This is a genomic window from Helicobacter sp. CLO-3 (genome assembly GCF_001854545.1).
GTDB lineage: Bacteria > Campylobacterota > Campylobacteria > Campylobacterales > Helicobacteraceae > Helicobacter_B.
In genome coordinates, this window is sequence record NZ_MLQN01000003.1 from 39,814 (window position 1) to 62,193 (window position 22,380).

Consider the following 22,380-nt stretch of genomic DNA (forward strand, 5'->3'; position numbering starts at 1 on the left):
AATGCTAAGTGTCGCTCGCCTAGATTCTGGCTTTTCTTTGGAGGTGGATTCTATCGCGCCGGATAAATCGATCTCGCATCGTTGCGCGATTTTTAGCCTGCTTAGCGATAAACCAAGCATCATTAGAAACTACCTAAAAGGCGAGGATACACTGCATTCGCTTGCTATCGCGCAGCATTTGGGGCTGAAAGTCGAGAATCTAGATTCTAACACCATGCGCTTCACACCGCCAAAGCACATTGCCGAGCCTAATTGCGTGCTTGATTGTGGCAATGCGGGCACGGGCATGCGGCTGTATGCTGGGCTGCTTAGCGGGGTTAGCGGGTTTTTTGTGTTAAGTGGCGATGAGTATCTTTGCGCGCGCCCGATGAATCGCATCATAAAACCACTTAGCGCGATAGGTGCAGAGATCCACGCGCGCGCCAATGGACTCGCACCGCTAGGCATCATAGGCAGGCAGCTAAAGGGCTTTGACTACACAAGCCCCATCGCTAGCGCGCAGGTAAAATCCGCGATGATCCTAGCTGCGCTTCATGCGAGCGAGCCAAGCGTATATAGAGAAAATGAGCTAAGTCGCGATCATACCGAGCGGATGCTTCGCGGGATGGGGGCGAGGCTCCAAGTGGATTTTGGTGTTTTAGATTCTGGGGTGGATTCTCGCGTTTTAGATTCTGGCGCAGAATCTAGCAAAAAATCTGGCGTTTTGGATTCTGGGGCGAATTTTGGCAAAATAGATTCTCGCGCAAACAAAATAGATTCTAGCGCCCCAAACTCCGCCGCTTTGCAAATCCGCATAAACCCGCTAGAATCCAAACTCGACCCGCTAGATTTTAGCATACCAGCTGATCCATCTAGCGCGTTTTATTTCGCGCTCGCCGCTGCTATCATCCCAGAGAGCGAAGTTTTGCTAAAAGGCGTGCTGCTAAACCCCACGCGCATCGAGGCATTCAAAGTGCTAAAAGACATGGGCGCAAAAGTAGAAATCCACACCAAACAAAGCGCGTATGAAGAGATAGGCGATATTTATGTGGCGCATGACAAACTGCGCGCGGTGGTGGTCGAGGAGCGCATATCTTGGCTCATCGATGAGCTGCCCGCACTTGGCATCGCCTTTGCCTGCGCGGAGGGGATAAGCGAGGTGAAAAACGCCAAAGAATTGCGCGTCAAAGAGACAGACAGGATCAGCGCGCTGCTAGAGAATCTAAGGGTGCTTGGCATAGAATGCGAGGAAAAAGAGGATGGCTACACGATAAAAGGCGGGGAATTTTCTAGCGGCGTGGTGAAGTCATTTGGCGATCATCGCATGGCGATGAGTTTTGCTATCGCTGGACTCAAATGTGGCGTAAAAATCGAGGATGAGCAATGCATCGCGGTGTCGTTTCCAAACTTTATCGAGATTTTGGGCGAGATTGCTAAAGTCGGCGTGGATTTTAAGCCGCTAGATGCTTAGTATAAAGCAGAATCCACCGCCAAATTTAGCCCAGAATCTAGCCCCAAACAAAGGAAAAAAATGCAAGTCAAGCTAGCCAAAAAGCATGGATTCTGCTTTGGCGTGAAGCGCGCTATCAAGATAGCCGAGCGCAACAAAGACGCGCACACGCTAGGGCCGCTCATCCACAACTACCAAGAGATAAACCGCCTCAAAGAAAATTACAATGTCGGGCTCAAAGAAAACCGCGATGATTTGGGCGATTTGCAAGAAGGCGCGACGCTCATCATCCGCACGCATGGCATCCCAAAACAAGACCTAGCAGAGATAAAAGCAAAGCATTTTAACATCGTCGATGCGACTTGCCCCTTTGTCACCAAACCCCAGCAAATCGTGGAATCTATGAGTAATGAGGGGTATGAAATAGTGATTTTTGGCGATGCGACGCACCCAGAGATACAAGGCGTGCGTAGCTATGCCAAAGAGGGTGCTAGCGTGATAGTCATCTCTAGCCTCGAAGAGCTAAAAGCGCAAAAAATCGCGCGCAAAGTAGCGCTCATCTCACAAACCACCAAGCAGATAGAAAAATTTAACCAAATTGCTTGCTATCTTATCGAAAACGCGCAGGAAGTGCGGATTTTCAACACCATCTGCAACGCTACTTTTGACAATCAAAACGCCACGCGGGAGCTAAGCGGCGAGGTGGATGTGATGATAATCGTGGGCGGCAAGACCTCCTCAAACACCAAGCAGCTCTATATGATAGCCAAAGAAAAATGCCATGATAGCTATCTGGTCGAAAATGAGGATGAGATACAAAAAGAATGGTTTGAAGGCAAAAAGCTGTGTGGCGTGAGTGCGGGCGCTTCTACGCCGGATTGGATAGTGCAAAAAGTGCGCGCCTACATCGAAGCGGTGTGAATAAACAATAATATTTTGCTTGATGTTTTTAATAACAGAAAATTTTATATCATTTTTGTGTTGCTTTTCTTAATGATAATCCCATTACGCCTTCATCTCGATGAAATTTTCTTTCTCCAAATCAAGCTTTTGGAATAGCAAATCATCATTGCTTGGGGCTGCGTTGGTGGTGGTTAGCAGTTTGTCACCATAAAACACCGAGTTTGCGCCGGCAAAAAAGCAAAGCGCTTGCAGCTCCTCGCTCATCGCCTTGCGCCCAGCAGAGAGCCGCACATAAGAGGTTGGCATAAGGATTCTAGCAAGTGCTATGATACGCACGAAGTCAAACTTATCTACATCAGGCGTGTTGGCAAGCGGGGTGCCGGGGATTTTCACGAGCTGGTTTATAGGCACGGATTCTGGCGGGATAGGCAGGTTTGCTAGCATCACTAGCATTTTGATGCGATCATCATTGCTCTCTCCCATGCCTAGAATGCCCCCAGCGCAGATTTTTAGCCCCGCATCGCGGACATTTGAAAGCGTATCGAGTCTATCTTCAAAGGTGCGCGTGGAGATGACTTGGGAGTAGTATTCTTTGGAAGTGTCGATGTTGTGGTTATAAAAATCAAGCCCCGCATCTTTTAGCTTGCCTACTTGCTCGCTTGAGAGTAGCCCTAGCGTGACGCATGTTTCAAGCCCTAGATTTTTCACTTCTTTTATGATTTCACATATTTTTTCTAGATCTTTTTCGCTCGGACTTCTGCCAGATGCACCCATGCAAAAGCGCGATGAGCCGGCGTCTTTGGCGCGTTTGGCAAGTGTTAGAATCTCATTTTTATCTAGCATTTTTTCGACATTTACGCCGGTGTCATAGTGCGATGACTGCGCGCAGTAGCTGCAGTTTTCCGAGCAAGCGCCGGTTTTTACGCTAAGAAGCGTGCTTGTTTGGATGGTGTTTGGCGAGAAATTTGCCTTATGCACGCTGTGCGCTTGGTATAAAAGCTCCATAAAAGGCTGGCTAAAAATCTCTTTGGCTTTTTCAAAAGTATAAGACATGCTCGCTCCTTGCGGTGTCTGCGCGCTAGTTGCTCGCGTGGATTTGCTTGAAATATTTTGCGCGCTAAAATAAGCGTGGCATTATATCTTAAATACCTTAAGTTTGCGTGCTAGATTCTGCTGCAAAAGTTTGCGCCAGAATCTAAAATGCCAAAAATTTAAACGCCAGAATCTAGCCAGCAGAATCCAAACGCCAGAATCTCGATTGCAAAAATCTTGATTGCAAGAATCTAGCGCGCCACGCAAAGACTGCGCAAAACTAGCATTTAGATTCTACACTTTGCGCGCGCAAAGCAAACTTTTAAGCATTTATAAGCGTTTTTTAAAGTATAATGAAAAATATTTTGGGGTGAAAAGGGGGTTTGCAATGTTTATTCCTGAATGGGATGACAAATATAGCGTGCATAACAATCACATCGACAAGCAACACCAAAAGCTTTTTGACATCGCTAAAAGGGCGGCTATCCTTATCCATAAACAAGTGGATTCTAGCGAGATAAAGACGATTTTGATGGAGCTTTTTGATTATATGAAGTTTCACTTCCGCGATGAAGAGGCGTATATGGAGCAGATCCGCTACCCACATCTTGCCGATCACCGCGAAATCCACAAAGAAATGATCGAGCGCGTCACTGATCTCATCCAAAACATCAAATACGACTTCAAACAAAAGCTAGCGATAATCACGCGCGACTGGCTCGTAGAGCATATCATGAAAGAGGATATGAAAATCGAGCAATGGTATGAAGAATACAAAAACTCCCAAACGCTTGATGGCGGCAGCGAGGATGGCAGCACAAAAGAGGAGATAAATATCGAGATAGGGCATTTTTATAGATGCGAATGTCGAGAATCTTTCCGCGTGCTAGAAACGGTGCATAAAAAGATTCTCGGCGGGCAGAGCTATCACTGCAAAAAATGCAATGCAAAGATTGAGTTTGTAGAAGATGCGCCAGTGAGACAGGGGAAATAAAGGCTGACCGAATGGGGCGGGAGTAATGATATAAGCAGGATTTGGCGGGCTTGTTTTGATAATTTTGGTGCGAATTTGATTTGGGATATTTTGATTTTGATATTTTTGCAATATTTTTGCGTTTTGGGCGCGGTGTGATTAACTTTTTGCGTTTAAAATTCTGCTTTTGTTTTGGCTGTTGGCGTGCGTTTTGAGATTTTGCGCGCGTTTAAAAATTTATGCGCGCGTTGAGATTTTCGCAAAATGACGCAAAATAGCAGAATCTAGCGCCAAACTTTGTAAGTCGCAAATCATCCAAAGCAATTCATCTTAAATTTTAGGAGTGCATCATGCGCGTTTTTGGAAGTATTATTTGGGTTTTGTTTAGTTGCATTATGATTGTGGGCGGTATCGCTGGGTGCTTTACGCCGCTAGAGACGCTCGCTAGCGTGGCGTTTTTGCTGCCGATTTTTCTTATTATTAGCGGCGTGGTGGATTTGGTGTATTATTTTCGTATCAAAAAGGCTAGCAAAGAGCTTTTTGCGGATTCTGTTACAAGTCATGGCGGCGCGCAGGTGCTACTGCTAGATGGGATTTTCAACCTTATTTTTGCGGTGATTTTCATGGCTGTTGGGATAGAATTCACCTCGCTTACTATCGTGTTTTTGGTGGCGTTTGTGGCGATGTTTCGCGGGATTTTGGCGCTTATTTATGCCTTTGATATACGCAAGGTCGGCATCAAATCTTGGTGGTGGATTCTGCTTCTTGGCATTGTAAATATCGCGGCTTCAATGATTTTTGTCATTTTCCCGCAAGTGGGCGGCATCACGATTGGTATCATGATTTCTGTGCTTATTGCGCTTTTTGGCATGGCTTCTTTGCTGGGATTTTGGGGCGTCAGCCGACTTTTTGGCGCAAGATAATTGCCAAAAGCTAGAATCTAAAAGTGTCGGATTCTAAAAAATCCTAGAATCTAAAGCGCGCGAGAATCTAGAATCTAAAACTTCGCGCTAGATTTTAAGCCCGCGCCAAATACACAAAACACGCCAAAATGGAGCAAAAATGCTAGAGAACAGACTTGATGACAGACTTATCGTGTGTTCGAGCCAGCGGGCTATCTCTAGCTTTTACAAAAGCCAAGAGGTTAGATTTGAGGAAGAAGGGCTTATGCCAAAGGCGATGAGCATTGGCGAGTTTTTCTCATCAGCCTTCATCATCCCGCGCAAATCCATAGCGCCCGCCAGAATCCAGCGCATCATCCTCTATGCGATACTCCAAGACATCCTAAAAAGCAGCGCCAAAAGTATCACAAGCCTGCTTACATTTGAAAAAAGCTTTTTGGGATATTTGCAAGGCAGCGATTTTTTGCTCGGATTTTTTCGCGAGATCGCCAGCCACAAGGTGGAGTTTGCGCAGATTCCATTGCGAGATATTTATGCGGATTATGCCGAGCATTTGGAGATTTTGAGCGAGATTTATACGAGATTTTGCGCGAAACTGCGCGATCATGGCTTCGCGCTGCCTTATGAAAAAGCACAGCCGATTGCGGAATTTTTGCAGAGTTTTAGCGCGGTGGAGGTGTATCTAGATGGCTTTTTGAATCCAAAGGAGCAAGAGCTTATCGTGCTTGCAAGCGCGCTTGTGCCACTGCGGATACATCTGCAGACGGATGCTTATAACTATAGGCATTTTCTATGGCTAAATGAGAAAATAGAGCCAAACGCGTCGTATGTGATAGGCGTAAATGGGGCGGATTCTAGTTTGGATTCTGTGGATTCTAGTTTAGATTCTGCGAAATTGGTAGAATCTAAAGGACTTGCAGAATCCACCGCGCCAAGCGCGCGCGCAAGCCACACTCCAAGCTTTGCAAGCGACATCATTTTGGCGACTCCAGCGCGCACGCTCGCACCCATTAGCGCGCTTTATTTTGACATCCGCATAGCACAATGCAGCTTCGTGCTAGAAAAGGTGCGCGAGCTGCTAGAATCCGGCGTGCGCGGCGATAGGATCGCTATCATCGTGCCAGATGAAGGATTTGGCGAGTATCTAGCCCTCCTTGATAGCGCGCACAACCTAAACTACGCCATGGGAAAAAGCCTAGCGCTCTCACCCAAACACAGCGCGTTTTTGCAAAAGCTAGAAAGCGCGCTTTTGGCTATCGGCGCTGCTAGCGATGATAAAAGCGCGCTGACGCTTAAACTTCTAGAATCTATTTTTATCCACATTTTTGCCAAAGCCAGCCAAAGCGCGCCAGCAAGCACAAATGCAGAATCCGCGCTAGAATCTGAAAATTTGGATTCTGCCTCATTAGAATCCACACCACTAAAACACACCGCGCCAAAATCAAGCGCGCCAGAATCCACGCAAAAATCCAGCGCAGAATCCGCGCTAGATTCTACCTCGCAAAAACCCACTCCAGAATCAAGCGCGCCAGAATCTAAAAAACCAGAATCCCCCCAGCCCCCCTTGCCACCAGACATTTTGCCCTTTATAGATTCTCTGCCGCTTTGTCCTTTTGGCATGCGATTACGCACGCAGATTTTAGATTTTCTCTTTGAGCTAGGTATGGTTAGTGGCGAGTTGCGCGCGCTTTCTTGGGAGAATCTTATCTCGCTTATCATCGCCTTTGCTAATGATTTGCATATCGATGATGTGGGCGGCGGGCAGGTGCGCGTGATGGGGATTCTCGAGACGCGCGGGCTTGAGTGCGATTATGCTTTTGTCGTGGATTTCAACGAGGACTTCATCCCGCGCATCAAAGATAGCGATATGTTCCTAAACAGCGCGATCCGCCAAAGCCTCAATATGCCTACGCTAAAAGACCGCCAAGATTTGCAAAAACATTATTATCACCAGCTTTTTTGCAACACGCACAAGCAGATTTTCCTCACCTTCGTGCAAAATGATGAGATGGGCGCTGCTGGCATGCTCGATGAGCTGCAAGCAGAGCAGAATCTAAAAATCAGTAATGGCGACAAGCAATACGCGCTATTTGCCAAAGGCGCGGTGAAGCCTTATGTGGAGGAAGACATCCGCGGCAGGATCGCACAGCACACATTTTCGGCTACGAGTATGAATGCGTTTATCGAGTGCAAGCGTAGATTTTACTATCGGTATGTGCTTTTTCTGCAAGAGCCGCCAAGCGATGCGCCTGCCAAAGATATGGGAAATATGGTGCATGAGGCGCTCGAGCGTGCGTATAGCGCGCATATGGGCGAGGTGGTCGATGAGGCGCTGCTGCGTGATATCAGGGCGGATTTTGCGCGCATGCTAGAATCTAGTATCGCAGAAAACAGCGCACCGCTAGGACATACCAGCATGCTAAAATGCAAAATGCTGCTTGCTAATATGAAAGGCTTTTGGAAAAGCGAGAGGGCGCGCGCAAAAGATTCTGGCGTGATGCGGCTCATCGCTTTTGAGCGCGCGTTTGAATCCAGCATAAAGCATGGGGGTGCAGCGCATCTACTGCAAGGCAAAATCGATAGGATTGATAAAATCGCGCCAAATACTTATGTGATAATCGACTATAAATACGCCTCCAAGCCACAAAATGCAGATAAGCACATAAGGCAGCTGGCGTTTTATAAACTGCTGCTAGAATCTAGCGAAAATGTGAGCTTGCAAAATGGCGGTGCGGCGCTGTTTTTGGATTCTGGCGGTATTTTGCAGGGCGGCTCTAAGGCTAGCGATTTTCAGACAAGCGATTTGCGCTCAAACGATTTTCACTCAAGTGATTTTCTGGCAAGTGCTTTTCATCAAAGCGCTTTTGTGACAGGCGTGTATTATCTACGCGACAAATCACCGCTATTTATCCCAGCAGATGAGAAAATGGCGCAAGCTAGAGAGGAGATTTTAGGCGCGCTAGATGAGGCTAGCCATGAGATAAACTTCGCCAAAACCGAAAAATACGAAAACTGCCGCTACTGCCCCTACACCACAATGTGCGACCGCGCATAACATAAAAAATAAACGATTCTTGAAATACTGTAAGCTAGCCATTGTGATGATTTATGTATAAAATAGTATCATGTAGTTTATTGGGTAAGCCACCCTATAATTTACAAAAATTTCAACCAATAGTATATGCACAAACTAAATAAAACGCGTAATGATTGATTCTTGGCTGCTTGCAAATTTTAATGCTCGCCAGAATCTACCCGATGACTTCGATTTGCGTGACGATTCTGATACCTAGTCGCGCGCAGACTTGGCTGACTTTGGCGGATAGGTTTAGCGCTAGCTTGTCCTTTTTGTTGATAAAAGCAAAGATTTTTAGCACCAAAAATGCGTTGTATTCTTCTTTGATGATTTGTAGTGTTTTGTGCTTTTTGTCGATGCGCGATATGAAGCGCTCGCATTCTTTGCGGAAGGATTCTGGTGTGATGTTTTTGGAGTGTATTTTGTAAAATCCGGGCGGTGCGCTTGGCGCGGTGTATTTAGTGTTTGCGATGTTTGCAGCGTCTGCGGTGCTTGCAGAATCTACAGAATCTACATCGGCAGAATCTGCATCAACAGAATCCTCATCAGCAAAATCAAAGCCAGCAGTTTTGGATTCTGCGCTAGCATTGCTCGCATTTTGCAGCAGCCTTTGCACATGCGCGTTTTGGTAGTCTTCTAGCTCCTCGCGCCAATTCTGATAGCTCGCCACAAGCGGCGCGGCGTGGTTTATCTTGCACTCATTTGGGCGCATACCAAGCACCTCATATATCTCAAGCGGTGCAAAATCATCCATATAAATTTCTAAGCTCACAGCACAATATGAGCGCTTTTGCATAGATTCTCCTTAAGTTTGCTTTGGGCTTTTGGGCTATTTTTTAGCCATTTTTGGCGCTTATTTTTTGTCGCTAAACCAGCCTTTGATTTTCTCAAACGCCTCTTTAAACACATTTTCATAAGGCTTGCTATGTATGCCAAAGCTAGAATCTAGCTTCTCTAGCAGCTCTTTTTGCTCGCTATTTAGGCTGCTTGGGTAGGTTATCTCGATTTGCGCGATAAGCCTGCCTTTGCGCGCAGTATTGACATCTGCCACGCCTTCATTAGCGAAGACAAACTGCTCTTTGTCTTTGGAGTTTGGCGGGAGATTTAGCTCTAGTTTATCGCCCTTTAGTGAGGGGATTTCGATTTTTGCACCTAGCAGAATCTGCGTGAAAAACACCGGGACGCGCATATAAACATCATTTCCATCGCGTATAAAATGTGGGTCATCCTCGACATAAAGTGCTAGATACAAATCGCCCCGCCTGCCATTTTTGCCCTCATTCCCGCGGTTTGCAGCGCGCAGACGCATATCATTATCCACACCCGCTGGCACATCCACTTCAAATTTTTCCTCTTTATTTACAAAGCCATTGCCCTTGCAGGTTTTGCAAGGATTGGTGATGATTTTGCCTTCCCCCCTGCATTTTGGACAAGTCTGCCCAAACGCCATAAATCCTTGCTGGACAAACACCTGCCCGCGCCCTTGACAATCAGGACATGTGCTAGATTTGCCATCCGCGCAGCCACTGCCTCCACAATCGCTACAAGGCGCTTTATACACGCTTTTTATGGATTTTTTGCAGCCAAACACCGCTTCTTTGAAGCTAAGCTCTAAGTGCATCAAAAAGTCTAGCTCGTATTTTTCGCTATCGCCCCTAGCCCTGCTCCTGCCCCCGCCAAAGCCAAACTGCTCAAAAATCGAGCCCAAGTCGCCAAAAAGATCGCTAAAATCGCGCCCGCTAAAGCCCACGCCCTGCTGTTTTAGCCCCTCTTTGCCATAGCGGTCGTATATCGCGCGCTTGCTATCATCGCTCAAAATCTCATACGCCTCATTTATCTGCTTGAAACGCTCCTCGGCTTGCGTGTCGCCGGGATTGCGGTCGGGGTGGTATTTTAGCGCCATTTTGCGATAGGCTTTTTTGATGATTTCTTTATCGCCAGTTTTTTCAATCTCTAGTATTTCATAATAATCAAAACTTTCCATGTTCCGCTTTTCCTTTTTGTTTGCTTTCTTCTCTGCTTGCTCTAATTTTGCTAATGCTACTCGTCAAATTTTGGTTTGCCAAATTTTGACTTAAGGCTTGCCTAAAACAATATTTTTATCCCAAGATTTGCGCCATACGCATACGCATCGCTGGTATATATGCCATATCCGCCAAGAAGTGCGTCTATATTTTTTTTGGCGCGAAACTCTAGCCCAAAAGAAAGCACGCCTTGACTTCGATATTTGCTATCTGGCAGTGCGAAAACCACGCTGTTATCGGCATTTATCGCCATCATGCGCGAGAAAATATCCGCGCCTATGATGCCTATATCTTGGCGAAAAACAGGCGTGATATAAAGCAGGACATGCGCGCCCATAAACTGCTGGTATTTCACGCCTAGCTCGATGTTTGAGCGCAAAATGTAGGTGGGGAGATCGAGGCTATTTTTTTCTATGTTAAAAAGCGTGTGGAGGTGGAAGCGCGCGAGTGGCTCTATGAAGCTGCCAGCGCTATTTAGCGCGAAGACATAGCCATACGCGATTTCTGCATTTGTAGTGCTTGAGATAAGCCATGACTTGCTAGATTCTAGGGCAGAATCTAGCCTGCTGATACGCATCGCATTGAAACTCTGCGCGGCAAAAAGCGATATATGATGCGCTTCCAAAAACATATCGCTATAGAGCCCAAGCTGCGCTGTGTGCGAGAGTGTGGGCTTTTCTAGCTGATTTATGCTATTTGTCGTATTTTGCGCGGCAAGTGTGGCGCCTACGACATCGCCGCTACTGCCAAGATATGCCACCATCATGCCAAGCGGATAGCGATCGATGATGCCATCATAAGTGAAAACGCCCCCGCCATAATAGCTACTAGCATCAAAGATTTTCGCGCCCCCGCCTATAGCTTGCACGCGGATATTGTTTGGCTTGTCAAAGCGCGTGTTGTAGCGGTGCATATAGATAGAATATGGCTCAATCTGACTAGAATCTATTATCGCGTTTTGTGGCGTTTGGCTGGTGCTTGGTGCTGGGGTGTTTAGGCTTTGGATGCCCTGCGCGCCTAGCGCGTTTTGGATGCCTTGAGCGTTTTTGCTAGTAGAAAAAGCAGAGGGCGCGCTAGAATCTAGCGATTTGGATTCTGCTTGTTTTTGCGTGGATTGCGCGGGTGTGGATTCTGCTTGTGCGGGTGCAGGCGCTGCTTGCAGAATCTGCGCGCCAAAAAGCGCGAGCACACAAGCGCACAAAATCCGCATCATCTGCGAAAAATGCCTAAAAAAGCCACATGAAAAATACTTCATAAATATCCTTAAGCAAAGTTTATAGATTCTAGTTTGTGACGCGCGCGGCGCGCATATCGCGATATTTGACACAATAAAAGCGCGATTATAAAAAAAATGTATTTTAAAAGGGCTTAAGTCTGCTAAAATTCCCTCCGTCAAACTATTGTGTAAAACATTGTGTAAAAACATTATGCAAAGCATGGCGCGCATAATGGTGCAAAGCATAAACACACAAACCCAAAAGGAAAACTCCAAAAGGAAACCCATGAAAACCACAAGCATCAAAAATTTTAGCCTATGGTGCGATTTTATCGAGCGCGGATTTTTGCAAAACGAGTTTGAGACGCTGATAAAAGATGCGCGATTTGTCGGTGCTACGAGCAATCCTAGCATTTTTGCCAATGCGATTTTGCACTCAAGCGCTTACAAAGACCAAATCGCGCAATGCAAATCCCAGAATCTAGCGCCAAAAGGCATCTATGAAGCACTAGCGATAGAAGATATCAAGTTTGCCGCGCAGATGCTTCAAGGGCTGTATGAAGCGGATAAAGACTATGGATACATAAGCATTGAGATAGACCCCACGCTTTGTGATGATGCAAAGGCGAGTATCGATGAAGGCAAGCGGCTTTTTGAGACGATAGAGCATGAAAATGTGATGATAAAAGTGCCCGCTACAAAGGCTGGCTATGAGGTGATGGGCGCGCTTTTTGCAGAGGGTATCAATGTTAATGCGACGCTGATTTTCTCCCAAGACCAAGCCAGAGAATGCGCCAAAATTTTTGATAAAAACGCCAAAACAAACGCGCGTGCTGTGATTAGCGTGTTTGTCTCGCGCTTTGATTCTGCGATTAGCGATATCGCGATGCCGCCAAGGCTAGGCGTGCTAAATGCGATGGCTTGCTATGACATCATAGAATCTTTTAAAAATCCAAATATCCGCACGCTTTTTGCCTCCACTGGTGCGAAGCTCGCAGGGCTTACGCCAGATTTTTACATCACTAATCTCATCGCACCTCATAGCGTAAATACCGCGCCGCTGGCGACTATCGATGCGTTTTTGCACTCATCAAGAGAGCGCGCGATAGAGTGGATGAGCGCCAAAGATGCGCTAAATGAGATAGGCAAAATGAATGTAGGCGGGCAGACACTGGAGGGTTTGCAAAAAAGGCTTTTTGATGATGGCGTGGTGGCTTTCAAAAATGCCTTTGGCGAGCTGCTAAAAGCCCTCGCAGTGGTGTAGGCAATACTCTATTAAATTTTACCTCTTAAATTTCACCTCGGCAATTTTTACCTAAAATTTTTATAGTGTTTTTGATTTTTGGTAGATTTAAAATTGCTGCCAAAATCCAAATTTTAAACAAAGTGCCATTGTCAGATCTTAAATTTTATACCCTTAAAATACCATAAAATAATAGATGACATTATGTATTTGTATAATATTTTGCAAGCATTTTTATGCAAAATACTGTTGAACTAAATATGTGATTTGCATCACTCAAACCCATAGGAGAACCCAAAAAACTACTCAAGCACGCTTAGATACTCCCTCACTTTTTGCAGTGCTTTGTGGCGGTGGGATAGTGCGTTTTTGACTTCTGGGGCGACTTCGGCGAGCGTTTGCGTGAAGCCTTCAGGGATAAACATACTATCATAGCCAAAGCCGTTTTTGCCGCGCTCTTCAGCTATCACCTCGCCATCGCACTCGCCTATCGCGCTAAACTCTATCCGCTCGCCATGCGCGCCCTCCCCTACAAGCGCTATGCAAGCGACAAATTTCGCCTTTGAGCGCTCGATTTGCTTTGCTTTTAGCTCGCTTATGAGTTTGTTGCGATTGGCGCTATCGCTGGCGTTGTGCGAGGTGGGGCTTGCGTATCGCGCGCTTTTCACACCCGGCGCGCCATCTAGCGCATCGACGCAGATTCCGCTATCATCGGCTAGGATGAAGATGTTTTTGGAGTCTTTTGGCAGGGTGTTAAATATCGTTTTTGCCTTGATGAGCGCGTTTTCTTCAAATGTCTCGCCGCTCTCTTTTGGCTCTATGTGGATGTTTGCCTCTTTTTGGCTTATCACTTCGCCCATATCGCTTAGCATGCTTTGAAATTCTCGTATTTTGCCTTGATTGCTGCTAGCTATGATAAACTTAAACATTTTTTCTCCTTTGAGATTTAAGCTGCATTTAGTCAGAATCTGGATTCTAGCCAAACTAGATTCCAGTCATTTTGGATTCTAGCTAATTTGGATTCTGCCAAACTAGATTCTACCCAATTTAAATTCTAGCCAATTTAGATTCTAGCCGCCCAAAATCCGCCAGTCCAGAATCCACAAAATCCCACAAACTGACAATCTTTTGTATTATCGCACAATTATTGCATTTTTGAGAAAATTATTAGCTATAATGCCAATTATATAATATTAAACAAGGTTTATGCAAATGTTGAAAGCAAGTATTCCTCTCACTCTGGTGGTTTGTCTTAGGTTTTTGGGACTTTTTATCGTGCTTCCTGTGATTTCGCTAGAGGCGCAAAAGTTTGGCGGAGAAGTCGGTGTCAGCGCGTTTTTGCTAGGGCTTGCTGTGGGTGGTGCGTATCTTACGCAAATCATTTTTCAAACGCCCTTTGGCGTGCTAAGCGATAGATTTGATCGCAAAAAAATCGTGATTTTTGGCTTGCTGATTTTTATGGCGGGCTCTATCGTGTGCGCGCTGTCTGATAGCATTTATATGCTAATCATCGGGCGGTTTATACAGGGCGCTGGCGCTGTGGGCGGCGTGGTGAGCGCGCAGATTTCAGATCTTGTGAGAGAAGAGCATCGCACAAGCGCTATGGCTATCATGGGCGGGGGGATTTTCGCTAGCTTTACGCTTGGGATGCTTTTGGGACCTATCGTTGGCGCGTATCTTGGCGTGGATTGGCTATTTTTCATCACCGCGGGGCTTAGTCTTGTGGCGATTTTGCTCTTGCAGTTTTTTGTCCCGCCCACGCCTAAAATCGAGTATTCTTTCAAGCAAGATTTGCGCTGGAGCTCCGTGCTAGGCGATAAAAACTTGGCTATTATGAATCTAAGCTCGTTTTTGGAAAAGGCGTTTATGATGATTGTTTTTGTCATCGTGCCGCTGGTGTTTGTGGATAAAATGGGGTTTGGTGAAAGCGATTTATGGAAAATCTATGTGCCCGGCGCGATTTTAGGCATATTTGCGCTAGCGCCCGCTAGCATTTTGGCAGAAAAGCACGCCAAAGCAAAGCTCGTGATGAGCTATGGCATCGTGTTTTTCTTGCTGTCATTTGTGGTGCTAGCGCTTGGCGCAGAATCCAGCAAGATGTGGGTGTTTGTCATCGGCGTGGTGCTGTTTTTCATCGGATTTGCCACGCTTGAGCCTATCATGCAGTCCCTCACTAGCAAATACGCCAAAGCACCGCAGCGAGGCAGCGCGCTTGGGATTTTTACCACTTTTGCATACATTGGCAACTTCGCAGGCGCGATGGTAGGCGGGCTGGCTTACAAGCATCTAGGCATGATAGGCACAGCGATCACTGCTGGAGTCATCTGCCTAGCGTGGCTTGCAAGCCTAGCGCTCATCAAAAACCCAGCCAAACAAAAAAACCTATATCTCCCCATAAGCGACTATGATACAAAAATGATAGACGCACTGCAAAATAGCTCTGGCGTAATAGAATGCTATATCAACACGACAGAAGGCGTCATCGTGCTAAAATATGACAGCGCCATCCTAGACACCGCCGCCGCGCAAGCCATAGCAGATAAATACGCAAAATAACGCTGGCATTTAGGCAAAATCTGGATTCTAGCCGCTTTAGATTCTGGCGCATATCTGCGCACTTTTGGCTATACTTGCGCGTAAAGATTATTTCACGATAAGGATTCCAAAATGACTCATTTGCCAAACTCCGCCAAAATGACTCTGTCAAACTCGGCTGCTAAAATAGCGCTACCAAACTCCGCCACCGCTCTATCAAGCAAGCAAAAAGCACAAAAAAGCGCGCGCCAAATCGCGCTAATCGCGTGCTTGATAGCAATCGCCCTGCTTTTTAGCGCGTGCATCAAAGACACTAGCACCGCCAAAGATATCGCCACCAAAACGCTGCTCCCAGAAGCCAAAATCGCTGGCATCAAGCTAGAATCCATAAGCCTTGAAGGCATCGATTTTGCTGTGCAGCTAAGCGTGAAAAACCCCTACAACACGCCCCTATCGCTAGATGGCGTCCTCATCTCGCTTAGCGTGCAAAATAGCGAAGTGGCATCAAGTGCTATCGCGCAAACCTTCACGCTAAAAGCATCCTCCAGCACGACTATCGCACCAAAAATCAGCATCAAACCTAGCGCGCTATGGGCTAGCATCAAGGATTACAATTCGCTAAAATCCCTACCTATCGCTATCCGAGCGCGCTTCAAAATCCCGCTACCCAAAATCCAAAGTCTTGATTTGAGCCAAACCAAAATGCAGGATTTCTTCTCGTTTGATGAGAGTTTTTCGTATGATTTGCCGACTTTCAAGCCCAAATTTAGCGTCGATACAATCGATAGCGAGTCGCTGAAATTTAGCCTCAAAAACGAGAGTGGCGCCGCGTTTGCGCTAGAGGATGTGGGCTACAATCTAAACATAAATGGCAAAAATCTCAAAGGCTCTGCCAAAGTGCGCCAAACAAGCAGCGATAGCGTACAAATCGCGCTGCCGCTAAAAAGCCTTAGCGAAAATGTCCTAGGCTTCTTGCTCCCAAGCGGCGGCAATGCCAAAAACGACATATCCTTGCAAAGCTCAATCAAGCTAGGCGACATCGCATATCCGGTGCCTTTGAAGCTGGACTTTGAATTCTAGAAAGGGGAATACATGTCATCACTTTTAAGGCTTGTGGGAAAAGGGATTTTGGCGCTTTCGCCCATTATCATTTTGATTTGGATTCTGAAATTTGCCTATGATATTTTGGCGCGCATTATCGGCGTGATTTTTAACACCACTGCTAATAATCTTTTTGCCACGCTTGCGATTTTGCTGATTTTGCTGCTGATTTTGGCGTATGCTGGGCATCTGCTCGAGACCAAAAAAGACTTCATACTGCTTAAAATCTCGGAGTTTTTCATAAACAAGATTCCGGTGGTTGATTCGTTATACAATGTCATCAAAGATATGGTAAAAATGTTTTCTGGCAGCAGCGACACGCAATATCTTGGCGTGGGCTATTTGCAGCTTGGCGAGCACAAGGTGGTGGGATTTATCACCAAAGAGGAGGATGAGCATTTGTGGGTGTTTGTCCCGACAACGCCAAATCCTACCTCTGGCTTTCTTTTCCGCGTGGAAAAAGAAAAAATCGAGCGCACTGATATAAGCGTGGCCGATGGGCTGAAAAAAGTCGTCTCGCTTGGGATAAAATAAGCCAAAAAGTCGCGAGATATAAATAAATATGCTAGAATCTAGATTTTGGATTCTGGGGCTTAAAAAGGCTGGAATAAAAAAGCGAGAATAAAAAGTCAGAATCACAAGCTAGAATCCGGATTTTTAGAATCTAAAAAGCTAGAAACCAAAAACTAGATTCTGGGATTTGAGGCTTAAAAAGTCAGATTCTAGAATCTAAAAGCCAGAATCTAGAATCTAAAAGCCAAGGCAAGCAAAAACTACAAAAGCATCAAACTAGGCGGAAAAATGTCAAATCTACAAGAATGCAAAACAAAGTCCCAAAAATGCAAAATCGCAAGTGCCTTTGCCAACTTCAGCGAGCTTGTGATGCTAGGACACACTATTTTTAGCGCATCCTTCATACTTATTGCTATGTGTGTCGCATCTATCGAGGTAAATGCCAGCGTTTGGGCGGGCTGGCGCGTGTTTTTTTTGTGCGTTATAGCACTTATTAGCGCGCGCAATTTTGCCATGGGATTTAACCGCCTATGCGACAAAGACATCGACAGCCGTAATGATCGCACCAAGCGCCGCCCAAGCGTGGATGGCAGAATCTCTGTCAGAGCGATGATAATCTTTTGCGTGGTAAATGCAGCGATTTTTATCATTACGGGGTATTTTATCAACACCCTAGCATTTGCGCTAAGCGTGCCATTTTTGGTGATTCTTGGCGGATATAGCCTCATGAAGCGCGTAAGCTCGCTAGCCCACATCGTGCTAGGCATTTCTCTTGGACTCGCACCCATCGCTGGGGTCATTGCGATAGAGGGCGCTATCACGCTATGGTGCGTGCTTCTCGCACTTGGCGTGGTGTTTTGGGTGGCGGGATTTGATATACTTTATTCATTGCAGGATTTGCAGGTGGATAAAAGAGAGGGGCTGTTTTCTGTGCCTTCGCGCTTTGGCGTCATCGGCGCGCTTCGCATATCGCGTGTGTTTCATGTGCTAGCGGTTGGATTCTGGTGCGCGTTTGCCTATGTGGCGGACATCGGCGCGGCTGGCTGGGTGGGGATAGCGCTTAGTGCGGGTATGCTTATCTATGAGCAGTATTTGGTGCATAGGGATTTTGCCAATATCCCAAGGGCATTTTTCACGACAAATGGCTATCTTGGCTTTGTGCTGCTGGCGTGCATCGTGATAGATGGGCTTATGCGGACGATTTAAATTTGGTGGCAAAAATGAGCGATATGCAATATTTTATCAACACGACAAAAGAGCTTGGCATACAAACGCGCATGATAGAGTGCCTCATACAAGCGGAGTTTAGCGAAACATCAAGCGCCTCGCTAGAATCTAAACTAGAATCCGCGCAAAATTTTACATCAGAATCTAAACTAGAATCCAATTTGGATTCTGCGCCAGAATCCAAGCAAGATTTTACATCAGAATCCAGCCCAGCCAGCGACGCAAACACCGCCAACACGACAAGCGACGCTAGCACCACCACCACCGCCACCAAATTTTTACACGAATACGAAATGCTAGGCCTCATCGGCGATGACGCCATAAGCCAAGCGCTGCAATTTAGCACCAAAGAAAAAAACCCTTCGATAGCTTTGATACTAGAGATTTTGACGCAGCTTTATCAAAAGCTAGCGCGCATAGAGCAACACCTCCTAAAAGAGCAGCAGAGTTTGCCTCCACTAGAAAATAGTGGCTCGATACGCGCGCTCGGGCATGGCGTGATATGCTTTGATAATAAATATTTCACGACAAATAAGCTATACTATGTGCGCTTTTGCCTGCCAAATGCATCCCAGCGCACCATGAGCGTGTTTGCCAAAGCGGTGGCGCCAGAGATTTTGCATATCACGCGCATGCATTCCCATGATAGCGATGCGCTAGATAGCTACATCGTATCCAAAGAGATGGAGCAACTTCGACAAAAAAGGATTAGAAATGATTGATGAAGAGCTATTTATCGTATGTATGGGCGGTATGGGGTTTGTTATCGTATGCATCCTAGCCTATATCATCATCAAAGACAAAGACACTTACAAGCGCGTATCGCGTTTTGAAACAGCGATAGAAGCTATCACCAAAGAAATCTATAAAATCCAAAAAACCCAACAACAAATCCAAACCGACCAAGCGAGCATTGGGTTTATGGGCGACAAAGATGGCGCAAAATACGATGCCAATAATGACAAAATCCAAGCACTCAACAAAAAAGTCATCGAGCTTGACAAGGATATCGATTTGCTAAAAAATCACTATGATGAAAAAATCATAAGCCTTGAGAATAGGATGCGCGAGTATGGGCATTTCAGCAGCACCGGCGGGGATGTCGATGAGAAAAAAATCATCGATATGTTTCAAAATGGTTTTAGCATAGATTCCATAGCCAAAGAATTACGCATCGGGCGCGGCGAGGTAGAATTCACCCTAAAACTAGCAAACATCAAATAAGGCGCGGGCGAAGGAGTTTTTGGCATTGCAAATAGCGGAGTTTTTTTCTGACCCTAGAGAAATTTGTAGTTATTACAATGATAGGCGTTTGAAATTTCGATATTTTTATATCCAAGAATGCAGCATTGCGTTTTGTCAAGGGCTTATTGAGCGCGGTTGGCGGCGCTTTGGCGAGTATTTTTTCGTCCCTATTTGCAAAGACTGCCAAGAGTGCATATCCATAAGGCAGCTGCCCCAGATTTTCACCCCTAGCAAATCACAGCGCCGCGTCATCGCCAAAAATCAAGACACCAAAATCACCATCACGCGCCCAAGCGTGACGAGAGAAAAAATCGCGCTGTATAACAAATACCACAAAACAATGGAGGGCAAAAAAGGCTGGGTATATCGCCCCATAGATTCTGAAGTGTATAGCGAAAACTTCGTATATGGCTTTGGGAATTTTGGCTTTGAAGTGCTGTATCGCGTGGGCGGGAAGCTCGTGGGTGTGGGGTATTTTGACTTGATGAAAAATAGCATTTCAGCGACTTATTTTTTCTATGATCATGACTACCAATCCCTAAGCCTAGGCACTTTCAACATCCTAACCCAGCTTTTGCTAGCCAAAAACAAGGGGCTAGAGTATTTTTATCCGGGATATTGGATAAAAGATCATTTTAGCATGGGCTACAAGGAGAAATTCCAGCCTTTTGAGATTCTCATAAATCGCCCAGATATTTTTGAAAGCCCATTTTGGAAGCCATACAGCGAGCATCTTTTGCCGCCAAAATACACGCCTTGCGCTTATCAAAAAAGCTGCGCTTGCCAAAATATCGCCGCGGATATAAGCGATATTTTGCCAAGCGAGCCTCATATCACAAACTTCACCACATCTCAAAAAAGGACAGCCAAATGAATTCAAACTCCATCTCGCGCCTCTTTGGGCGCTTCGCCTCGCACGCGTTTCCGCCATTTTTCCAGCGCATTGTCAATCGCGTGTATGTGCGGATTTTTCGCATTGATCTAAGCGAGTTTGCGCCCATAGATTCTTATCCCATGCTAAACGCGCTTTTTACCCGCGCTTTGCAAAAGCCCCGCGCGATAGATTCTAGCGCTACAGTGCTCATCTCGCCAAGTGATAGCATGATAACAGCACAGGGCGCGATAGCAAACGACACAGCACTTCAAATAAAAGGCATGAGCTATAGCCCAAATGAGCTGCTAGGCATAGACAAAAGCGCGCCAAATCAAGCAAGTCTCGAAAGGTTCTCATTTATCAATCTCTACCTTTCGCCTAGCGATTATCACCGCTATCATGCGCCCTGTGATATGGAGATACTCGAGGCGCGCTACTTTGGCGGCGAGCTGCTGCCGGTGAATCTGCCTTCACTTAATAAAAATCAAAATCTTTTCGTGCGTAATGAAAGGGTGGTGCTGGTGGCGAAAATGCTAGAATCTAACGATGTAGATTCTGGACGCGCGGATTCTGGGCGCCAAGATTCTAAAAGTCAAAATACCAAAAGCGCGGATAAACTTCTCTATTTTGTAGCTGTTGGTGCGCTAAATGTGGGGCAGATGATTTTCCACTTCGAGCCTAGGATAAAAACCAATGCCACGCCAAATGCCAAGCAGATTTATCGCTATGATGCGCCTATCAGAATCCGCAAAGGCGAGGAGCTGGGGCATTTTCAAATGGGCTCTACTATCGTGCTAATCGCGCCACTTAGCAAGCTTACCACAGAGCTAGGGCAAAAAGTGCGCTTTGGCGAAAAGATAGCGGATATTTAGCAGAAGCAAAATAGATTTTAGTAGGAGCGAAAGTGCCAAATGCCAAAAATCTTTCACGCCAAATAAGTGGCGCGAATGGACGCAAATTTGACAAAGAAGCGGTATTTTTGCGCGCTTTGGCAAAAAATGGCGTGCTAGCGGGCGTGGGCGATGATGGTGCGATTTTGCGCTTTGGCAAAATAGATTCTAGCGCGGATTTCAAGGCAGATTCTCGCACAAGTTTCAAGCTAGATTCTGGCGCGAATTTCAAAGCAGAATCTAGAATCCAAACTACTATCCACCAAAACCCAGAATCTAGAATCCAAAACCCAAAACACATCCACATCAAAAAATCCACGCTAGCGATAGCTTCTGATGGATTCTGCGAGGGCGTGCATTTCAAGCGCGAATGGCTTAGCCTCGCCCAAATCGCGCAAAAAGCCCTGCTAGTAAATATCTCTGATATGATTGCTATGAATGCCCGCGCCAAATACGCGCTGCTCTCCATCACGCTGCCAAACCTAGCGCCGCGCGAGATCGTAGCGATAGCAGACGCGCTAAGCACCACCGCCAAAAAACATGGCATAGCGCTTATCGGCGGGGATACGATGAGCGCGCCTTATTTGTCGTTTCACATCACGCTTATTGGCGAGTGTGCTGGCAAAAGGCGCTACAAAAATGGGCTTTATAGAAAAGGGCTTTTGCGAGGCGATTTGATATACTGCACCGGCAAGGTTGGCAGCGCACAATACGCGCTAAAATGGCTTTTAAATGGCGGGCAAATCGCAGAATCTAGGCGCTTTGCGCGCTTTATCGCGCCTAATTTGCGAGGGGCGTTTATCGCGCGCGTGGCTAGCTTTTTGCACGCTGGGCTTGATGTCTCTGATGGCGTGGCTAGCGAGCTTTATAGGCTTAGCAAGATAAATCATCTGCGCTTTGTCATCGCGGATAATCGCCGCAAAATCGCGTATAATAGCGGCGAGGAGTATGAAATGCTTTTTGGCATAGCGCCGCGTGATAAGCGCAGGCTTTTGCGTATTGCAAAATCGATGCGGATTCCGCTAGAATACATAGGCAAAGCGACGCAAAAAAGCGAGCGCAGTGGCGCAAAACTTGCGCTAAAAATCTGGCACAAATAGCGCCAGAGTCTAGAGTCAGAGTCTAGCGCCAGAATCTAGCATGAGGATTTTTGAGTCTAAGATTTTAAGTTCAAAGATTCTAGCAAAAAGCCAAAGC

The 22,380-nt window shown here is 46.2% G+C and carries 20 protein-coding genes; 15 read left to right on the forward strand and 5 right to left on the reverse strand.

Features of this window, described 5'->3' with window-relative positions; translation table 11 throughout:
* Position 1 precedes the first annotated feature (1 nt).
* Positions 2–1,450 (forward strand): 3-phosphoshikimate 1-carboxyvinyltransferase, encoded by a 1,449-nt coding sequence (locus BKN38_RS11595; protein ID WP_066454223.1) that lies wholly within the window; start codon positions 2–4, stop codon positions 1,448–1,450.
* Between the two features lie 60 nt (positions 1,451–1,510).
* A complete protein-coding gene (locus BKN38_RS01340; protein ID WP_066454226.1) occupies positions 1,511–2,350 on the forward strand; it encodes a 4-hydroxy-3-methylbut-2-enyl diphosphate reductase in 840 nt (279 codons plus the stop codon).
* An 84-nt stretch (positions 2,351–2,434) separates the two neighbouring features.
* Here BKN38_RS01340 and bioB read toward each other — a convergent pair whose 3' ends face one another.
* Complete coding sequence (gene bioB / locus BKN38_RS01345; RefSeq protein ID WP_066454229.1) at positions 2,435–3,385, reverse strand: biotin synthase BioB; 951 nt, start codon at positions 3,383–3,385, stop codon at positions 2,435–2,437.
* Between the two features lie 367 nt (positions 3,386–3,752).
* Between bioB and BKN38_RS01350 the strand changes: the two genes are divergently transcribed.
* The 3 genes from BKN38_RS01350 to BKN38_RS01360 all read left to right on the forward strand — a co-directional run bounded on the left by BKN38_RS01350 (position 3,753) and on the right by BKN38_RS01360 (position 8,294).
* The gene (locus BKN38_RS01350; protein WP_066454349.1) at positions 3,753–4,358 is read left to right on the forward strand and encodes a hemerythrin family protein; all 606 of its coding nucleotides are present in this window, start codon (positions 3,753–3,755) and stop codon (positions 4,356–4,358) included.
* Positions 4,359–4,687: 329 nt separating this feature from the next.
* Positions 4,688–5,260, forward strand: coding sequence for an HdeD family acid-resistance protein (locus BKN38_RS01355; RefSeq protein ID WP_066454231.1), 573 nt, complete (start codon positions 4,688–4,690; stop codon positions 5,258–5,260).
* A gap of 139 nt (positions 5,261–5,399) precedes the next feature.
* Positions 5,400–8,294: a PD-(D/E)XK nuclease family protein gene (locus BKN38_RS01360; RefSeq protein ID WP_066454238.1), complete on the forward strand. Its 2,895-nt coding sequence runs from the start codon at positions 5,400–5,402 to the stop codon at positions 8,292–8,294.
* Between the two features lie 196 nt (positions 8,295–8,490).
* Here BKN38_RS01360 and BKN38_RS01365 read toward each other — a convergent pair whose 3' ends face one another.
* The 3 genes from BKN38_RS01365 to BKN38_RS01375 all read right to left on the reverse strand — a co-directional run bounded on the left by BKN38_RS01365 (position 8,491) and on the right by BKN38_RS01375 (position 11,594).
* A complete protein-coding gene (locus tag BKN38_RS01365; protein WP_066454240.1) occupies positions 8,491–9,111 on the reverse strand; it encodes a hypothetical protein in 621 nt (206 codons plus the stop codon).
* A gap of 57 nt (positions 9,112–9,168) precedes the next feature.
* Positions 9,169–10,299 carry a molecular chaperone DnaJ gene (dnaJ, locus tag BKN38_RS01370; protein WP_066454242.1) on the reverse strand — a complete coding sequence of 377 codons (1,131 nt, stop codon included), beginning with the start codon at positions 10,297–10,299 and terminating at the stop codon, positions 9,169–9,171.
* A 101-nt stretch (positions 10,300–10,400) separates the two neighbouring features.
* On the reverse strand, positions 10,401–11,594 hold the full coding sequence (locus BKN38_RS01375) for a hypothetical protein (RefSeq protein ID WP_066454244.1): 1,194 nt from the start codon (positions 11,592–11,594) through the stop codon (positions 10,401–10,403).
* A 247-nt stretch (positions 11,595–11,841) separates the two neighbouring features.
* On the opposite strand from BKN38_RS01375, the gene BKN38_RS01380 reads away from it, so the two are divergent.
* On the forward strand, positions 11,842–12,819 hold the full coding sequence (locus tag BKN38_RS01380) for a transaldolase (protein WP_066454352.1): 978 nt from the start codon (positions 11,842–11,844) through the stop codon (positions 12,817–12,819).
* A gap of 281 nt (positions 12,820–13,100) precedes the next feature.
* On the opposite strand, the gene rdgB is transcribed toward BKN38_RS01380, so the two are convergent.
* The gene (rdgB, locus tag BKN38_RS01385) at positions 13,101–13,727 is read right to left on the reverse strand and encodes an RdgB/HAM1 family non-canonical purine NTP pyrophosphatase (RefSeq protein ID WP_066454247.1); all 627 of its coding nucleotides are present in this window, start codon (positions 13,725–13,727) and stop codon (positions 13,101–13,103) included.
* A gap of 283 nt (positions 13,728–14,010) precedes the next feature.
* Between rdgB and BKN38_RS01390 the strand changes: the two genes are divergently transcribed.
* From BKN38_RS01390 to BKN38_RS01430, 9 genes are all read left to right on the forward strand, one after another.
* Positions 14,011–15,354, forward strand: a complete 1,344-nt coding sequence (locus tag BKN38_RS01390) for an MFS transporter (RefSeq protein WP_172798596.1) — start codon at positions 14,011–14,013, stop codon at positions 15,352–15,354.
* A 111-nt stretch (positions 15,355–15,465) separates the two neighbouring features.
* Positions 15,466–16,413: an LEA type 2 family protein gene (locus tag BKN38_RS01395; protein ID WP_066454248.1), complete on the forward strand. Its 948-nt coding sequence runs from the start codon at positions 15,466–15,468 to the stop codon at positions 16,411–16,413.
* Between the two features lie 12 nt (positions 16,414–16,425).
* Positions 16,426–16,968: a DUF502 domain-containing protein gene (locus BKN38_RS01400; RefSeq protein WP_066454250.1), complete on the forward strand. Its 543-nt coding sequence runs from the start codon at positions 16,426–16,428 to the stop codon at positions 16,966–16,968.
* A 267-nt stretch (positions 16,969–17,235) separates the two neighbouring features.
* A complete protein-coding gene (mqnP, locus tag BKN38_RS01405) occupies positions 17,236–18,153 on the forward strand; it encodes a menaquinone biosynthesis prenyltransferase MqnP (RefSeq protein WP_082942460.1) in 918 nt (305 codons plus the stop codon).
* A gap of 23 nt (positions 18,154–18,176) precedes the next feature.
* Positions 18,177–18,896: a hypothetical protein gene (locus tag BKN38_RS01410; protein WP_066454252.1), complete on the forward strand. Its 720-nt coding sequence runs from the start codon at positions 18,177–18,179 to the stop codon at positions 18,894–18,896.
* Positions 18,889–19,398, forward strand: a complete 510-nt coding sequence (locus BKN38_RS01415) for a DUF6115 domain-containing protein (protein WP_066454255.1) — start codon at positions 18,889–18,891, stop codon at positions 19,396–19,398. Before BKN38_RS01410 ends, BKN38_RS01415 begins: the two co-directional genes overlap by 8 nt.
* A gap of 25 nt (positions 19,399–19,423) precedes the next feature.
* A complete protein-coding gene (locus BKN38_RS01420) occupies positions 19,424–20,293 on the forward strand; it encodes an arginyltransferase (protein ID WP_082942468.1) in 870 nt (289 codons plus the stop codon).
* Positions 20,290–21,165: an archaetidylserine decarboxylase gene (gene asd, locus BKN38_RS01425; protein WP_066454260.1), complete on the forward strand. Its 876-nt coding sequence runs from the start codon at positions 20,290–20,292 to the stop codon at positions 21,163–21,165. The genes BKN38_RS01420 and asd overlap by 4 nt, the downstream gene beginning before the upstream one ends.
* 32 nt (positions 21,166–21,197) lie before the next feature.
* Positions 21,198–22,283, forward strand: coding sequence for a thiamine-phosphate kinase (locus BKN38_RS01430; protein WP_158655930.1), 1,086 nt, complete (start codon positions 21,198–21,200; stop codon positions 22,281–22,283).
* Positions 22,284–22,380: the final 97 nt, after the last annotated feature.

Bases quoted from the DNA above. Each gene is read 5' to 3' on its own strand.
- BKN38_RS11595 (WP_066454223.1), top strand. From the start codon at position 2: ATGCTAAGTGTCGCTCGCCTAGATTCTGGCTTTTCTTTGGAGGTGGAT.
- BKN38_RS01340 (WP_066454226.1), top strand. From the start codon at position 1,511: ATGCAAGTCAAGCTAGCCAAAAAGCATGGATTCTGCTTTGGCGTGAAG.
- bioB (WP_066454229.1), bottom strand. From the start codon at position 3,385: ATGTCTTATACTTTTGAAAAAGCCAAAGAGATTTTTAGCCAGCCTTTT.
- BKN38_RS01350 (WP_066454349.1), top strand. From the start codon at position 3,753: ATGTTTATTCCTGAATGGGATGACAAATATAGCGTGCATAACAATCAC.
- BKN38_RS01355 (WP_066454231.1), top strand. From the start codon at position 4,688: ATGCGCGTTTTTGGAAGTATTATTTGGGTTTTGTTTAGTTGCATTATG.
- BKN38_RS01360 (WP_066454238.1), top strand. From the start codon at position 5,400: ATGCTAGAGAACAGACTTGATGACAGACTTATCGTGTGTTCGAGCCAG.
- BKN38_RS01365 (WP_066454240.1), bottom strand. From the start codon at position 9,111: ATGCAAAAGCGCTCATATTGTGCTGTGAGCTTAGAAATTTATATGGAT.
- dnaJ (WP_066454242.1), bottom strand. From the start codon at position 10,299: ATGGAAAGTTTTGATTATTATGAAATACTAGAGATTGAAAAAACTGGC.
- BKN38_RS01375 (WP_066454244.1), bottom strand. From the start codon at position 11,594: ATGAAGTATTTTTCATGTGGCTTTTTTAGGCATTTTTCGCAGATGATG.
- BKN38_RS01380 (WP_066454352.1), top strand. From the start codon at position 11,842: ATGAAAACCACAAGCATCAAAAATTTTAGCCTATGGTGCGATTTTATC.
- rdgB (WP_066454247.1), bottom strand. From the start codon at position 13,727: ATGTTTAAGTTTATCATAGCTAGCAGCAATCAAGGCAAAATACGAGAA.
- BKN38_RS01390 (WP_172798596.1), top strand. From the start codon at position 14,011: ATGTTGAAAGCAAGTATTCCTCTCACTCTGGTGGTTTGTCTTAGGTTT.
- BKN38_RS01395 (WP_066454248.1), top strand. From the start codon at position 15,466: ATGACTCATTTGCCAAACTCCGCCAAAATGACTCTGTCAAACTCGGCT.
- BKN38_RS01400 (WP_066454250.1), top strand. From the start codon at position 16,426: ATGTCATCACTTTTAAGGCTTGTGGGAAAAGGGATTTTGGCGCTTTCG.
- mqnP (WP_082942460.1), top strand. From the start codon at position 17,236: ATGTCAAATCTACAAGAATGCAAAACAAAGTCCCAAAAATGCAAAATC.
- BKN38_RS01410 (WP_066454252.1), top strand. From the start codon at position 18,177: ATGCAATATTTTATCAACACGACAAAAGAGCTTGGCATACAAACGCGC.
- BKN38_RS01415 (WP_066454255.1), top strand. From the start codon at position 18,889: ATGATTGATGAAGAGCTATTTATCGTATGTATGGGCGGTATGGGGTTT.
- asd (WP_066454260.1), top strand. From the start codon at position 20,290: ATGAATTCAAACTCCATCTCGCGCCTCTTTGGGCGCTTCGCCTCGCAC.